The sequence below is a fragment of the Gordonia sp. 852002-50395_SCH5434458 genome (assembly GCF_001665905.1).
GTDB lineage: Bacteria > Actinomycetota > Actinomycetes > Mycobacteriales > Mycobacteriaceae > Gordonia > Gordonia jacobaea.
On the sequence record NZ_LZTC01000023.1, the window covers coordinates 29,237 to 43,844 of the forward strand.

Annotated in this window: 13 protein-coding genes and 1 pseudogene; 8 read left to right on the forward strand and 6 right to left on the reverse strand. The window is 64.9% G+C overall.

The features are described 5' to 3' along the window. Positions 1 to 3: 3 nt before the first annotated feature. Both A5785_RS05060 and A5785_RS05065 read right to left on the reverse strand, forming a co-directional pair. Positions 4 to 1,854 carry a glycoside hydrolase family 13 protein gene (locus tag A5785_RS05060; protein ID WP_039856532.1) on the reverse strand — a complete coding sequence of 617 codons (1,851 nt, stop codon included), beginning with the start codon at positions 1,852 to 1,854 and terminating at the stop codon, positions 4 to 6. Between the two features lie 82 nt (positions 1,855 to 1,936). Then, positions 1,937 to 2,377: a globin gene (locus A5785_RS05065; protein WP_049697035.1), complete on the reverse strand. Its 441-nt coding sequence runs from the start codon at positions 2,375 to 2,377 to the stop codon at positions 1,937 to 1,939. Between the two features lie 206 nt (positions 2,378 to 2,583). Between A5785_RS05065 and ctaJ the strand changes: the two genes are divergently transcribed. Next, positions 2,584 to 2,832: an aa3-type cytochrome oxidase subunit CtaJ gene (ctaJ, locus tag A5785_RS05070; RefSeq protein WP_005207760.1), complete on the forward strand. Its 249-nt coding sequence runs from the start codon at positions 2,584 to 2,586 to the stop codon at positions 2,830 to 2,832. Beyond that, a complete protein-coding gene (locus tag A5785_RS05075) occupies positions 2,819 to 3,319 on the forward strand; it encodes a DUF5130 family protein (RefSeq protein ID WP_005207759.1) in 501 nt (166 codons plus the stop codon). Before ctaJ ends, A5785_RS05075 begins: the two co-directional genes overlap by 14 nt. Before the next feature lie 103 nt (positions 3,320 to 3,422). Here A5785_RS05075 and A5785_RS05080 read toward each other — a convergent pair whose 3' ends face one another. Next, on the reverse strand, positions 3,423 to 4,889 hold the full coding sequence (locus A5785_RS05080; RefSeq protein WP_039856546.1) for a cation:dicarboxylate symporter family transporter: 1,467 nt from the start codon (positions 4,887 to 4,889) through the stop codon (positions 3,423 to 3,425). A 189-nt stretch (positions 4,890 to 5,078) separates the two neighbouring features. Here A5785_RS05080 and A5785_RS05085 point away from each other — a divergent pair. After that, a pseudogene (locus A5785_RS05085) lies at positions 5,079 to 6,634 on the forward strand (sensor histidine kinase). Between the two features lie 5 nt (positions 6,635 to 6,639). Further along, on the forward strand, positions 6,640 to 7,332 hold the full coding sequence (locus A5785_RS05090) for a response regulator (protein ID WP_039856545.1): 693 nt from the start codon (positions 6,640 to 6,642) through the stop codon (positions 7,330 to 7,332). 21 nt (positions 7,333 to 7,353) lie between these two features. On the opposite strand, the gene pepN is transcribed toward A5785_RS05090, so the two are convergent. Further along, positions 7,354 to 9,927, reverse strand: a complete 2,574-nt coding sequence (pepN, locus tag A5785_RS05095; RefSeq protein ID WP_064864770.1) for an aminopeptidase N — start codon at positions 9,925 to 9,927, stop codon at positions 7,354 to 7,356. 154 nt (positions 9,928 to 10,081) lie between these two features. Between pepN and A5785_RS05100 the strand changes: the two genes are divergently transcribed. Further along, a complete protein-coding gene (locus A5785_RS05100; protein ID WP_064864773.1) occupies positions 10,082 to 10,690 on the forward strand; it encodes a mycothiol-dependent nitroreductase Rv2466c family protein in 609 nt (202 codons plus the stop codon). Positions 10,691 to 10,729: 39 nt separating this feature from the next. Here the strand turns inward: A5785_RS05100 and A5785_RS05105 are convergent, their stop codons facing one another. Next, the gene (locus A5785_RS05105) at positions 10,730 to 11,785 is read right to left on the reverse strand and encodes a M48 family metallopeptidase (RefSeq protein ID WP_197500797.1); all 1,056 of its coding nucleotides are present in this window, start codon (positions 11,783 to 11,785) and stop codon (positions 10,730 to 10,732) included. Between A5785_RS05105 and A5785_RS05110 the strand changes: the two genes are divergently transcribed. Both A5785_RS05110 and A5785_RS05115 read left to right on the forward strand, forming a co-directional pair. Further along, a complete protein-coding gene (locus A5785_RS05110; protein ID WP_064862478.1) occupies positions 11,759 to 12,232 on the forward strand; it encodes a ribose-5-phosphate isomerase in 474 nt (157 codons plus the stop codon). The two genes, A5785_RS05105 and A5785_RS05110, sit on opposite strands and share 27 nt — an antisense overlap. Positions 12,233 to 12,313: 81 nt before the next feature. After that, complete coding sequence (locus A5785_RS05115) at positions 12,314 to 13,117, forward strand: Fpg/Nei family DNA glycosylase (RefSeq protein WP_064864776.1); 804 nt, start codon at positions 12,314 to 12,316, stop codon at positions 13,115 to 13,117. Positions 13,118 to 13,220: 103 nt separating this feature from the next. Here the strand turns inward: A5785_RS05115 and A5785_RS23460 are convergent, their stop codons facing one another. After that, positions 13,221 to 13,364: a hypothetical protein gene (locus A5785_RS23460; RefSeq protein ID WP_168431298.1), complete on the reverse strand. Its 144-nt coding sequence runs from the start codon at positions 13,362 to 13,364 to the stop codon at positions 13,221 to 13,223. Between the two features lie 224 nt (positions 13,365 to 13,588). On the opposite strand from A5785_RS23460, the gene A5785_RS05120 reads away from it, so the two are divergent. Further along, positions 13,589 to 14,566 carry a PE-PPE domain-containing protein gene (locus A5785_RS05120; protein WP_005207748.1) on the forward strand — a complete coding sequence of 326 codons (978 nt, stop codon included), beginning with the start codon at positions 13,589 to 13,591 and terminating at the stop codon, positions 14,564 to 14,566. Positions 14,567 to 14,608: the final 42 nt, after the last annotated feature.

Here is a 14,608-nt window from a genome sequence, read left to right on the forward strand (position 1 = left end):
TTCTCAGACGAGCCATGCGGCGGCGTTGGGTGCCAGCATGCCGTCGACGAGGGGTGCGCTCGTGAGGATGAGTTCTCCCGGCGGTAGCCCGACCGGTTCGCTGGTGGTGTTCAGCGCGCACACCAGGTGTCCCTCGGAGCGTCGGAATGCCAGGCACCCCGTCGGGGCGCCGTACCACTCGATGTCATCGCCTGCGAATTCTTCACGCTCATAACGCAATTCGATGGCCGTGCGGTACAGCGACAGCGTCGAGTTCATGTCCTCGAGCTCGGCTTCGACGGTGAACTCCGCCCACGACTCTGGAATCGGAAGCCACGTCTGCGGATTCGTCGAGAAACCGAACGGCGGCTCGGAGCCCTCCCACGGCAGCGGTACCCGTGATGCGTCCCGCCCGCGTTCGGTGTGTTCGGAGCGTTCCCAGACCGGGTCCTGCAGCGCGTCGTCGGGCAGGTCGGCGTTGGGGAGGCCGAGTTCTGCGCCGTTGTAGATGAATATCGAACCGGGAAGCGCGAACTCGACGAGCGCCATCGCCCGTGCCCGCGCAGTGCCCAGCTCGATGTCGGCATGGGGCGCCGGCTCGGCTTCCGGTGTCTCGGCTTCGGGTGTCTCGGCTTCTGGTGTCTCGCTGTCAGAAGTGTCGCTGTCCGGTGTTTCGCCGTCGGCAGTCTCGCTGTCGGGGATCGCACCGGCCAGACCGTAGCGGGTCACCTCTCGGTCGACGTCGTGATTCGACAGCGTCCAGGTCGGTGTTCCGCCGACGCTGTGCACGGCGTCGAGGGAGTTCTCGATCGCATCTCGGATGGCGGCTGCGTCGAAAGGTGCCTTGGCGAGTCTGAAGTTGAAACCCAGATGCAGTTCGTCCGGGCGCAGGTACTCCGCGAATCGCTCGTTGTCGTCGACCCAGATCTCGCCGACGTTCGCAGCGCCGGGGTAGTCGTCGATGACCGCGCGGATCTTTCGGTGGATGTCGTGGACCGCGTAGTTGTTGAACCTCGGGTCGTCGTCTCGGTTGACCAGGAGTCCCGCGGCCTCGACGTCCATGTCGGGAAGGTCGGCGGGTTTGGCCATGCCGTGTGCGACGTCGATGCGGAAGCCGTCGACCCCGCGGTCGAGCCAGAAGCGCAGTGTCTTCTCGAGGTCGTCGAAGACCTCGGGGTTCTCCCAGTTCAAGTCGGGCTGCTCGCGCGCGAAGATGTGGAGGTACCACTGCCCGGGCGTGCCGTCGGGCTCGGTGACACGGTCCCACGCGGGTCCGCCGAAGATGCTGACCCAGTTGTTCGGCGGCTCGTCGCCGTTCTCGCCCCGCCCGTCACGGAAGATGTACCGCGCACGTTCGGGACTGCCCGGTCCGGCCGCCAGTGCGTCGATGAACCATTGGTGCTGGTCGCTGGTGTGGTTGGGGACGAGGTCCATGGTCACGCGGATCTCGCGGTCGTGCGCCTCGACGATCAGTTCGTCGAACGTCGCCAGATCGCCGAAGAGCGGATCGATATCGCGCGGGTCCGAGACGTCGTAACCGTGGTCGGCCATGGGGGAGCGCATGATCGGGCTCAACCACAGCGCGTCGATGCCGAGCAGTTCGAGGTAGCCGAGCTTGTCGATGACACCGGCGAGGTCGCCGACGCCGTCGCCGTCGAGATCGGAGAACGACCGCGGATAGATCTGGTAGAAGATCGCCGAACGCCACCAGGTGTCGTCGGCAGGGTCGAGCTGGGTCGCTACCGCTGCGACTCCTTCTGCCTCAAGGACCCTGTCGGTCTCAATGACGCCGTCAGCCTCGATGACGTCCTGGTCGTCGGCGCCGAGTGCGTCGTCGTTGAGGTCGTCGGGTGTCTCGTCGCTCACCGCGACAATTCTGCCCTACCTGTGTTTTCCCGTAGAAGACCAGGTGACATCGGCGCGTCGTGTCCGATCTGTCGGATTGACGCTGACCAGATCAGAAGGGTGAATTGACCATCGACTGTGCGGCCATCTCCATGTAGTCGACGAGCGCCTGGCGGTGGGGCGGGTCGAGGGTGTCGTCGTCGATCGATGCGATGGCGGTGTGCATGCAGCGCAGCCAGGCGTCGCGCTCGATCGGGCCGATGGTGAACGGCTGATGGCGCATGCGCAGTCGGGGGTGGCCTCGTTCCTCGGAGTAGGTTCGCGGGCCTCCCCAGTACTGCTCGAGGAACATGCGGAGTCGACGCTCGGCAGGTCCGAGGTCTTCTTCGGGGTACATCGGCCGGAGGATCTCGTCGGCGGCGACCTCTCGATAGAAGACGCTGGTCAGCTTCTCGAAGGTCTCGTGGCCACCGACCTCGTCGTAGAACGAACGATGGACCTGGGTGTTCGCCGGCTGGCCGCCGGCAGGGATGTTGCCGCTCACCCGACCTATTGTCCCCACCGTGCGCTGTGGTCTCAACATTGCCGCGAGAAGGCGCCCGCGACAGCGCTCCGGACGCGTCTACGACAGACCGTAGGGGTCGGTGCCCGAACGGCTGTGGTGTGGGCTAAATTGATCACACGACCTGTGCGGCGTGAACGTGTCATCGCGCGCTCACCGGCCGTGCGGCAAGAGGGTTTACCGATCGGAAGGGTCTCATGGACAACTGGATCGCCTATATCGGAGTGCCTGTCACGGTCCTGGTGGTTATCTTCGCCCTGGCGTGCGTGGTCTCGATGGCATTCTCGAATGGCGTCAAGTATCCCAAGCAGCAGGAATACACGCTCGACCAGAAGTGGGACCGCGGACCGCTGCTCTTCTCCGCAACGGAGATCGAATCGATTGCGTTGCCGCGTCACGCGGAACCGAATGATGTGGATGGAGGCTCGGCCAGTGCCAAGTGGTGAGATTTCGCAGACGACAGGTTCCGAAGCATCGCATGAGGTCGTCGCGGCCTCCGCGCTGCCCGTCGGCACGGTCATCACGAACAGCGGGCGCGTCTCGTCCACCCGCTTTCCCGGTCAGACCGCGACGACCCCTCCCTTCTCCCGCGACGAACTGATCGCACTCGACGACGCGATCCACGCCGCGACCGAAAAGGCGCTGGTCCGCTTCTCCGTCTACATCGGAGAACTCGGAACCGATCCGGTCGCCGATGCGCGCAACGTGCTGCTCAAGGCAGCTCCCGAGCCCGCATACGGCACACTGCTCGCGGTGTCGCCCAACACGCATGACGTCGTGGTGGTGTCGGGCAGCGAGGTTGCCGACCGCATCAATGATCGCGTCGCCGATCTTGGCGTGACCGCCGCCATCGGCAGCTTCCGTCAGAACGAGCTCATCGACGGACTCGTCTCCGCGCTGCACGTGATGGCGACGGCAGCAGCACCCATCTGAAGCTGCGACACCGAAGAACTTCGGCAGCTGGACAAGACCAAAGAGAATGGCCCGGGAGCAACCACCGGGCCATTCTCTTGTGTTGTCGCTGCTGTGTCGGTGCCTACTGTGCGACCAGGTCTCTGGTGACCGGTGCCTTCTCTGTCGACACCTTCTCAGCCGGCGCGGCGGTGGTCGAGTCTTCATTCTTCGCATCGGGTCGTGTGGGGGAGCTTCCCAGATGGTCGTCGACCATGTCGTTCTCGTCGAACGGTGCGCGGCCGGAGAGGACGTCGTCGACCCGATTCTTGTCGATGGTCCCCGTCCACGATCCGACGAGGATTGTCGCGACCGCGTTGCCCGAGAAGTTGGTGACGGCGCGAGCCTCGGACATGAAGCGGTCGATGCCCACGATCAGTCCGACTCCGTTCAGCATGGCCGGCTGGTGGGCCTGCAGGCCGCCGGCCAGAGTTGCCAGCCCGGCGCCGCTGACGCCTGCGGCGCCCTTCGACGCGATGATCATGAAGACCAGCAGGCTGATCTGCGCTCCGATCGACAGCGGTGCACCCATTGCATCTGCGATGAAGATCGACGCCATCGTCAGGTAGATCGCTGTGCCGTCGAGGTTGAACGAGTAGCCGGTCGGAACGACGACGCCGACCGTTGACTTCTCGACGCCGAGGTGTTCCATCTTGGCGATCAGGCGGGGTAGCGCCGACTCGGAGGACGAGGTGGCGAAGATCAGCAGGTACTCGCGGGCCAGGTAGCGGACGAGTCGGAAGATGGACACGCCTGCGACCGACCGCAGGATCACGCCGAGGACGCCGAACACGAACACCAGGCACGTCAGGTAGAAGGCGATCATCAGGATCAACAGCTGCCCGACCGCGGCCCAGCCGGTCTGCCCGACGACGTTGGCGATCGCGCCGAACGCGCCGATCGGGGCGAGCCACAGGATCATGCTGAGGATCTTGAACACGAGCTTCTGGATGTAGGCGACGGCGGCGAGGATCGGCTCCCCGCTCGAACCCATGGCCTGCAGGGCGAAGCCGACGAGAAGCGCGACGAACAGCGCCTGCAAGACGTTGCCCGAGGTGAGCGCAGAGAGGAGCGAATCGGGGATGATCCCCTCGACGAACGCCATCAGTCCGCCGGATTCGTGGGCCTTCTCGGCCAATGCCGAACCCTTGTCCGCGGTCGCCGTGATGTTGAGGCCGTCGCCGGGCTTGATCAGATTTCCGACGACGAGTCCTATCGCGAGTGCGATGGTCGACATCACGAGGAAGTAGACGAAGGCGAGTCCGCCGACCTTGCCGACGGTCGCGGCCTTTCGGACCGAACCGATGCCCAGCACGATGGTGCAGAAGATGACCGGCGCGATCATCATTTTGATGAGGCTGACGAACATGGTGCCGAGTACCCCGAGGTCTTTGCCGACACCGGGAGCGATGAGGCCGACCGCCACACCTCCGACAACGGCAATGATGACCGCCACGTACAGCCAATGCGTCTTGTCACGCTTCTTGGGCGGCGTTGTCGCGATCTCGTCGGTCGCCAACGCGCCGTCTGGGTGTCGTCGTCTCAGATTCATCGTGCTGTCCTTCCTGTGATGCAGGTCGACGTCTTCGAAGCGCACCCGCTGTGGAAGATTGTTGGTCAGAACCGTGATGTGGGTCACCATTGAGTTCATTTCGTTCAGGCGATCACCGTGGTGAACTCGATGGCGATTGACGTAGGGGGCGGTCGCCATAGGGGCGGTCGCGGAAGGGATGGTGCGGACATGCTGCGGTGGCGTCCCCGGACACTCGCCGGTCAGGCTGTGGCGTTGCAGCTGGCCGTCGTCGTGGTGATCGTGGTGGCTGCGGCGGCACTCGCCCTGCTCGATGCCCGGCTCGACGGAGTGCGTGCCGCGCGTGAGCAGGTCACCTCCGTAGCGGTGAGCATCGCTGATGCCCCTTCGACGGCCCGCGCGCTGGCTTCTCCCGACCCGACCGCGAGCCTGCAGCCGGTCACCGAGGAGATCCGTTAGGTCACCGGCCTCTCGTTCATCACCATCATGAACACCAACGGTGTGCGCTACACCCATACAAGGCCTGCGCTCATCGGGCAGCGGTATCTGGGTTCGACCAGCCAGGCGCTGCGGGGCGAGGTCTACACCGAGACCTACACCGGGACGCTGGGGCCGTCGATTCGTTCGATCGCGCCTGTGCGCAACGACCAGGGCGTGATCGTCGGGATGGTTGCCGTCGGGATCACGCAGTCCACGCTCACCGACGAGTGGCTGGACCAACTGCCGTTGATCGCGTCGATCGGGCTGGTGGCCATCGTCGCCGCTCTCGGCGGACTCTGGCTCATCCGACGGCGGCTGTTGCGGCTCACCGGTGGTCTGGCCCCGGGAGAACTACGCGTCATGTACGACCATCACGACGCGGTGCTCCATTCGGTCAAGGAGGGGCTTGTGGTGATCGACGACGGCGAGATCGCGCTGTGCAATGACGAGGCACGTCGGTTGTTGGCCGGCGAGAGTGGCGGCGACGTCGGTGAACTCGACGACATGCCCGAATTCCTGCTCGGCACAGAACCTCTCACCGACGTGCTGTATGTCGATCAGGGCCGGGTGCTGGTGGTCAATCGAGCTCCGGTGTCGACGCGGCCCGGATCGACCGTCGTCACGATCCGAGATCGAACCGAATTATCGGCTGCCATAGGCGAATTGGATTCGCTCTCGCGTTTCGCCGAGGCACTCGGTCGCAGGCGCATGAGTCGGCCAATCGGCTGCACACCATGGTCGCGCTCATCGAAACCGGCCACGCGGAACGCGCCGCCGACCTGGCGACCGCGGATCTTGCTCTGTCGCAACGGTTGGTCGATCGCGTCTCGGACACGATCAGCGATCCCACCCTCAGCGCGCTGCTGCTCGGGAAGTCGGCACAGGCAGCAGAACGAGGAATCTCCATGACGTTGACGGAGGAGTCGGCTCTCGACTCGGTCGATGCCTCCCCGCTGACCACCGACGAGATGATCACCATCGTCGGAAACCTGATCGACAATGCGTTGGATGCCTGCGATCCACATGACCCGTGGGTGGAGGTCACCGTGGCCTCGACCGACGGATCACTACAGATCGTCGTTGCCGACAGCGGTCCGGGGATGACCGACGACGAGTTCCAAAGGGCTTGCAGTAGAGGATATTCGACGAAACCCGGCGGCGATGCACAGGGCAGAGGGCTTGGCCTTGCCCTGGTGAGTCACATCGTCAACCGACATCGCGGCACCGTGCGATCCGAGCACACGTACGGTTCGGTAGTCACTGTCGAGATCCCGAGCGGAGAATAGTCGTGGTGATACGCGTGATGATCGTCGACGACGAGCCGCTGCTCGTACAAGCGCATCGCGACTACCTCGCCCGGATCGGCGGATTCGAAGTGGTCGCGACGGCGGGCACCGCGCAGGACGCGCACCGTGCGGCGGCCGCGGCCGTGGCGGCGGGTGCGCCTGTCGAACTCGTGCTGCTCGATCTCGGACTGCCCGACGCGAGCGGAATCGACCTCGCGTCAGCGCTGTCCGGGCTGCGGCCCGATCCCGACATCATCGCCATCACGGCGGCACGCGACCTGCCCACAGTCCGACGAGCAGTGGCGCACGGCGCGCTGCTCTATCTGCTCAAACCGTTCTCGTACGCGGCTTTCGCCGAGAAGATCGAGCACTACCTGCGCTACCGCGACACTGTCGCGGGCGACGGCGACGCGGTCAGCCAGCGAGACGTTGACCGTGCGCTTGCCGCGTTGCGCACCGCCGATCCTCGGCGCGGCGCACCCAAGGGCATGGCGCCCGACACCACCGACGCTGTCGGCAGGGCGGTCCGCGATGCGCCCGACGGCCTGACCGCATCGGAAGTCGCTGCGCAAGTGGGCAGTTCGCGAGTCACCGCGTGGCGGTATCTGGAGCGGCTCGCCGACGCCGGCACGGTGCGCAGGGTCACCGAGTACGGCGGGGCGGGCCGCCCCCAGATTCGCTACACCTGGACGAGGTGATCGGTCACTCGGTATGAACTGTCACTCGGCGTCGAAACCTCGTGCGCGAAGCGAGCGCTCGACACCGGCGCGACCCTCGATGATCAACCGCTTGAGTGCTGCCGGGTGATCGTTGGAGAGGAACTCGTCGGCCTTCGCCAGCGCCTCGGGTGTGATCTCCCACGACGGATACAGGCCGTTGACGACGGTCTGCGCGACCTCGCTCGATCGACGGCTCCAGACCTCCGGAACCGCGGCGAAGTACTTGTCGACGTACTGCGACAACAACTCCGACTGGCCCGGACGGTCGAACCCGGCCACGACGGCTCGCGTGTAGATGTTCGAGAGCGTGTCGTCGTCGATCGCCTGCGACCACGCGTCGGCCTTCGCCTCGGCAAGCGGACGCGCGGCACGCGCGGTGGCGGCCTGCCGTGTACCCGCAGAGGTGTTGTCGCGCTTGGCCTCGGCGTCGATGACGGGTGTATTCGAGGGGTCGCTGTCGATGGCTCCCGCAGTCGCCAGCGCGAGCACCAGCTTCCACCGCAGGTCGGTGTCGATGGTCAGACCTGCGAGACCGTGGTCGGCGGGGTCGTCGCCGTCGAGGAGCGCCCGCACCACCGCGATCTGTTGGTCGAACAGTCGTCCCGCGAGCAGGGTGTTGATGAACGCAAGCTGATGGTCGGAACCCGACTCTGCCGCGCGGGCGAGTTCGAGGAGTCGGGAGCTGAAACCCGGCCAGCCGACGGTCGCGGCCCACCCCGGGTCGGCGTACGACTCGATCGCGGTGGTCGCCTGCAGCAGAACACGCTGCACCACACCGATTTCGGTCTCCGCGGCGATGCCGTGCTCGACGAGCGCCACGAAGTCGCGCGCCTTCATCTCGGCCTGGCGGGTCATCTCCCAGGCGGCCGACCACACGAGCGTGCGTGGCATCGAGTCGGTGATGTCGCCGATGCGTGCGGTGGCGGTCTCGAGCGATTCGGGGTCGAGGCGCACCGACGCGTACGTGAGGTCGTCGTCGTTGAGCAGAATCAGTTTTCCGCGCGGGACGCCGACGAGATCGGCGACTTCGGTGACCGAGCCCTCGACGTCGAGTTCGACGCTCTGGACGCGTTCGAGAGCGCCGGATGCGTTGTCGTCGTAGATGCCTACGCGCATGCGGTGCACGCGTGTCTCGCCTGCGCCGGGAGCTGCGCCGTCCTGAATGATGGCGAAGCGGGTGAACGCGCCCGAGTCGTCGACCTCGAAGTCGGGCCGGATGACGTTGATGCCGGTGGTCTTGAGCCACTGGCTGCCCCAGTCGGAGAGGTCGCGACCCGACGACTTCTCCAGCGCGGCAAGCAGATCCGAGAACGTCGCATTGCCGAACTTGTGCGCGGTGAAGTAGTCGCGCAGACCCGCGAGGAAGTCGTCGACTCCGACATAGGCGACGAGCTGCTTGAGCACGGATGCGCCCTTGGCATAGGTGATGCCGTCGAAGTTGACCTCGACGGCGGCGATGTCAGGGATGTCGGCGGCAACGGGATGCGTCGAGGGCAACTGATCCTGGCGATAGGCCCACGACTTCTCGACGTTGGCGAACGTCGTCCACGCGCTGGTGTACTCGGTTGCCTCCGACTGGCACAGCACCGATGCGAACGTGGCGAAGGATTCGTTGAGCCACAGGTCGTCCCACCACTTCATGGTGACCAGGTCGCCGAACCACATGTGCGCCATCTCGTGCAGGACGGTCTCGGCGCGTCGCTCGTAGTTGTAGTTGGTCACGCGCGACCGGAAGACGTAATCCTCGAGGAACGTGACGGCGCCCGCGTTCTCCATTGCGCCTGCGTTGAACTCAGGCACGAAGAGCTGGTCGTACTTGCCGAAGGCGTAGGGGATGCCGAAGTTCTTGTGGTAGAAGGAGAATCCCTGCTTGGTCTCGGTGAAGAGACGCTCGGAGTCCATGAACTCCGCGAGGGACGCCCTGCAGTAGATCCCCAGCGGGATCGAACCGTGGTCGTCGGTGTAGGTGTCTGTCCACTCCGCGTACGGCCCCGCGATCAACGCGACGAGGTACGTGCTCATGACCGGGGTTTCGGCGAAGCGGTGCACTCCGCCGTCGATCGACTCGGTCAGCGCGTTGGAGATGACCTTCCAGTCCTCGGGCGCGGTCACGGTGATCGTGTAGGTCGCCTTGAGATCGGGCTGGTCGAAGCAGGCGAACATCCGCTTGGCGTCGGCGGTCTCGAACTGCGAGTAGAGATAGACGGAATCGTCGGTGGGATCGACGAAACGGTGCAGCCCCTCACCGGTGTGTGAGTAGGCGCAGTCGGCGACGACGACGAGCTCGTTGTCCGCGGCGAGATCGGCGAGGGTGAGTCCCACCGATTCGTCGAAGCCGCTGACGTCGAGTTCTTTTCCGTTGAGCGTGGCCGAGATGAGCGTCGGCGCGACGAGGTCGATGAAGGTCTGCGAGCCGGGTGTCGCGGTGAAGGTGACGGTGCTCGTCGAGCGGAAAGTCTTCTCTCCGGGCTTGCCGCTGCCGTCGGTGAGGTCGAGTTCTACGTCGTAGTGGGATACGTCGATGGTGGTGGCACGTTCTCGCGCCTGGTCTCGGGTCAGATTCGGGGCAGTCACAATCGCCAGCTTAGCCGCGTAACGTCGGCGTGGAATCGTTGCGGACGGTCGTTGGTTGAAAGTGCTGCTGGTGCAAAGACCTGATGGTTCTTCAACGACCTGTTGGGTGTGAACGACCGATACGCGTTGGCCATGTCGAAGGGAATGTGTGCAGATGTCGCAAAAGGATCGTATTGATTTCTGGTTCGACCCACTGTGCCCGTGGTGCTGGATCACCTCGCGGTGGATTCTCGAGGTGGAGAAGGTGCGCGACGTCGACGTGAACTTCCACCTGATGAGTCTCGCCGTCCTCAACGAGGGCCGCGACATCCCCGACGACTACCGCGAAGCGCTCAAGAACGCCTGGCGGCCGGTCCGCGTCATAGCCGCGGCCGTAGCGGTGAAGGGCGACGACATCCTCGCGCCGATCTACACGGCCATGGGCACCCGAATCCACAACCAGGGCAACAAGGATTTCGACGTCGTGATCGCCGAGACGCTCGATGAACTGGGCCTCGATCCCGAGCTCGCGAAGGCAGCGGACTCCACCGAGTACGACGACTGGATTCGCACCAGCCACCACGAGGGCATGGACAAGGTCGGTGACGACGTCGGGACGCCGACCATCCACGTCAACGGCGTCGCCTTCTTCGGCCCGGTCTTGTCCCGGACTCCGCGCGGTGAGACCGCGGGCACCGTCTGGGATGGCGCCGTCGCACTCGCGTCGTATCCGCACTTCTTCGAACTCAAGCGCAGCCGCGACGAGGATCCGCAGTTCGACTGAACCGGCTCTCGTCGCCTGATGCGAGAACCAACCCCGGTCTCAGAACTTGGGCGGAGCCTCGAGCCCGTTCGGCAGCGACCCTGCGGCCACGGCGGCAGGGTGCGGCGGTGGCGTGACGGGGACCGCGTTGCCGCTGCCGACGCCTCGCACGATGGTCTTCGGGCGGAACAGGATCGCGCCGGCGCGCGTGCGATCACGCAGTGCTGCCGCGCGCCACGTGAGAACCGGGTGTGACGCAAGCAGATTCACGAGGAAGATGAAGAAACCCTTCTCGTGTGTTGCCCTGTCGGCCAGTTGGTCGAAGTCGACGGCGCGCAGCATGTACTTGCCCGCCGAGAGCACGCCCATTGCCCGCGGCGCACCGTCGGGCTGCGTGTAGTAGCCGAAGTTGTCGGCCGAGTACTCCTGGGCCCTCGACAGCAGCGAGCCGAGTATGGGGATCTGCATGCCGATGCTCGTCGCGAGTTGTCGCCAGTACGACGTGTGCCCCGCGGCGATATGACCGACCTCGTGGCCGATGATGAATCGCAGCGCCTCGGGATCTCGTGCCCTACCGCCGATCTCGAAGAGGTCGGAGTAGACGACGACGTAGCGTCGGAAACCGTGGCCTGACGCGAACGCGTTGATCTGCCCGTTGCCGAGCACGACGTAGGCGTCGGGCACGTACTCGAGTCCGTAGCGGGCCGCCGCTTCGACGACCATCCGGTATCCCTCGACGAACTGCGTCGGCGTCATCTGAACGCCGTTGGCGCGGGGAGTGGCATAGGTGATGCCTCGGATGAGGAACAGCAGCAATGGCAGCGCGAGTGCCAGCAGCGCGAACTGATTGAACACACCGAACATCACCAGCACCAAGATGGTCACGTAGCCGATCAGCGACAGCAGGATCAGCACGACGAGCGTCGGGATCTCCCACGGATGTAGTCGCGGCTTTGCCGCGTACTTGGCCGGCGTCAGCCACCGTCGGTTGGGGTCGTAGTGGGATGTCGTCGGCGCCGGATCAGCAAGTCCTGGCACATTCGGAATAGGCGATGAGTCGTCCACGGCCTTCAATCTATAGTGGTCGCTATGCGCGTATACGTCGGTGGCGACCATGCCGGATTCGAACTCAAGGCCAAGATCTCTGAACACCTCAAGGCAAACGGGCACGAAGTGATCGATTCCGGCGCTCATGTGTACGACGCACAGGACGACTACCCCGCATTCTGCATCGCCACCGCCCAGAAGACCGTCGACGATCCGGGCAGCCTCGGCATCGTGCTCGGAGGTAGCGGCAATGGCGAGCAGATCGCCGCGAACAAGGTCAAGGGTGCACGGTGTGCGCTCGCCTGGAACGTCGAGATCGCCCAACTCGCCCGCCAGCACAACAACGCCCAGCTCATCGGTATCGGTGGCCGCATGCACACCACCGAGGAGGCGTTGGCGATCGTCGACGCCTTCGTCGACACGCCGTTCTCCGAGGAACCGCGTCATCAGCGTCGAATCGACATCCTCAGCGAATACGAGGAGACCGGCGTCGCGCCGGCGCTGCCCGAGTCCTGATCGTCGAGAACCCTCGCTGACACCGATGACCGGCAGACGGCGATGACCGGCAGACGGCGATGACTTGTAGCAGAGGGCGCCGTGCCTGAAGGCCATACCCTGCACCGCATCGCGCGGCGCCAACGAAAACTATTCGACGGTCAGCGCGTCGCGGTCAGTTCGCCACAGGGTCGGTTCGCCGAGGGAGCCAGCGTCGTCGACGGAATGGTCTTCGCCGACGCTCAAGCGTGGGGCAAGCACCTCGTGCAGCGCTACCGAGATGGTCGACGTGACCAACTACTGCACGTCCACCTCGGGCTCTACGGCGCGTTCACCGAGTTGCCTGTCCCGATGGGTGAGCCGGTCGGGCAGGTGCGGATGCGGCTCGTCGGAGAGTCGACCGGCGTCGACCTCCGTGGCCCCACCGCGTGCGAGCTGTACACGCCCGCAGACCTCGACGCACTCGTCGCGCGGCTCGGCCCCGACCCGCTACGGTCCGACGCCGACCCGTCGCGGGCGTTCGCGGCCATCGCGCGGTCGCGTCGACCGATCGGCGCGCTCCTGATGGATCAAAAGGTCATTGCGGGAGTGGGCAACGTGTATCGCGCAGAAGTGTTGTTCCGCAACGGAATCGACCCGATGAGGCCGGGTACGTCGATCACCGCGGATGAGTTCGATGCCCTCTGGAGCGACTTGGTGGCGCTGATGAAGGTCGGGGTCCGCCGCGGGCGAATCCACGTGATACGTCCCGAGGACGATCACGGCGCCCCGTCGTACGCCACCAACCGCCCGCGCACCTACGTGTACCGGCGCGCGGGAGAGAAGTGCAGGATCTGCGGAACGCCGATCGCGCACAGCGAACTGGGAGGTCGAAACCTGTTCTGGTGTCCGGTCTGCCAGTCGTGACCGGCTGGTCGGCAGTGACTCGAGGCACAACGGATGTCGGGCAGAAGAGCCGGAGGACAAGACAGAACCCGCAGTCAGTGACTACGGGCTCAGGATGTGTGACTCAGTGAGTGCGCTGCTCGGCGCGCTGCGCCATGATCAACAGTTCGTCGCGCTGCGAATCGGCGGCTACCCGGTTGATCCGGTCGTAGAGCCTGCGACGGTCAGAGGAATTGTGGAGCTGTGCACGGAATCGTGCGAAAGACATCGGAATTGCTGCTTTCTTCGTATCGGGCGTCTTGTTCGGTGGTGCAGTCGGTTGTTCGACCGTCGAGATGGTCGCTTCACGGACTGCCCTATCCAGTGTTCGCGTTAATTCTGTGTAAATCAACCTGATCTGACGTGATCTGCACGACTCTGACCTGCGGTCTCACAGAGAAAGTTCAGTGTCGTTGGGCGCTGTTCTCATCGGCGACGCCGACGATGGAACACATGGAGTGCACAGATCCCACGCAGGCGGCAGACGCACGTGATCTGACCGGGTATGACGCAGCGGCCCCGGCGTCCACGGGCGATCGCATCACGGTCCTCGCGGTCGGGGGAACCGGTGAGTCGTACCAAGGGGATTCGCGAACAGCGGTTACCGGGATGCTCGCCGCCGTCACCGATGATCTCGACGCCCGTTTCATGCCCCGGTGGGTGGGCTACCCGGCAAGCTACGGGCCTGCGAACGGTCGAGACGGCATGAGTTACGCAGACAGTGTGGCCGAGGGTGTCCTGGCGCTGCGTCACCAGCTGGAGCAGACCAGCGGAGTCGTGATGATCGTCGGCTATTCGCAGGGCGCCGTCGTCGTCCGACGCTGTGTGCACGAACTGCAACTCGACGGTGATCCGGCACTGAATCGTGTTCTGGGGCTTGGTTTCGTCGCCGATCCGCACCAACCGCCCGGCGTGGTCACCGGTTGTTCCGGATGGGGCGTCGCGGGGGAGGGGCCGCGGTTGCCGGATCAGATTCCCGCGTGGTGGGTCGGCGCACCTACCGACATGATCTGCAACGCAGAACCCGATTCGCTGATCCGCGACATCGCCGATCTGACGCCAACGCTCGAGTTCCATCGACCGGTCCGATGGATTCTCGACATGCTCGCGATCCTGCGGGACAACGCTTTTCAGAATGCCGCGCGTACGTCACTTCGACCTACCCAGTGGAGCCGGGACGTTCGCCGCGTTCGGGCCGCATGGCACGCGGTGCGTCGATACCTCCCAGCTCTCATCGTGTGGCACAGCCTTGTGATCACCAACCGCGACGGTGGCAGGCACACCGCGTACAGCCGGGAGCCGTATCGGCGCCTCGTCACAGATCCGGAGACGACGGGCTGCCAGGAGTTGGCCCGGTGGTTGCAGGTCGGTGCAACCTTTGCCCCGGTCTGCGCCTCGAGTCGTGCGAACCCGGTCGCTGAGCGACACTGATCACAGACCCGCGACGGGTCGTCAGGCGTCAAACGAGCGAAA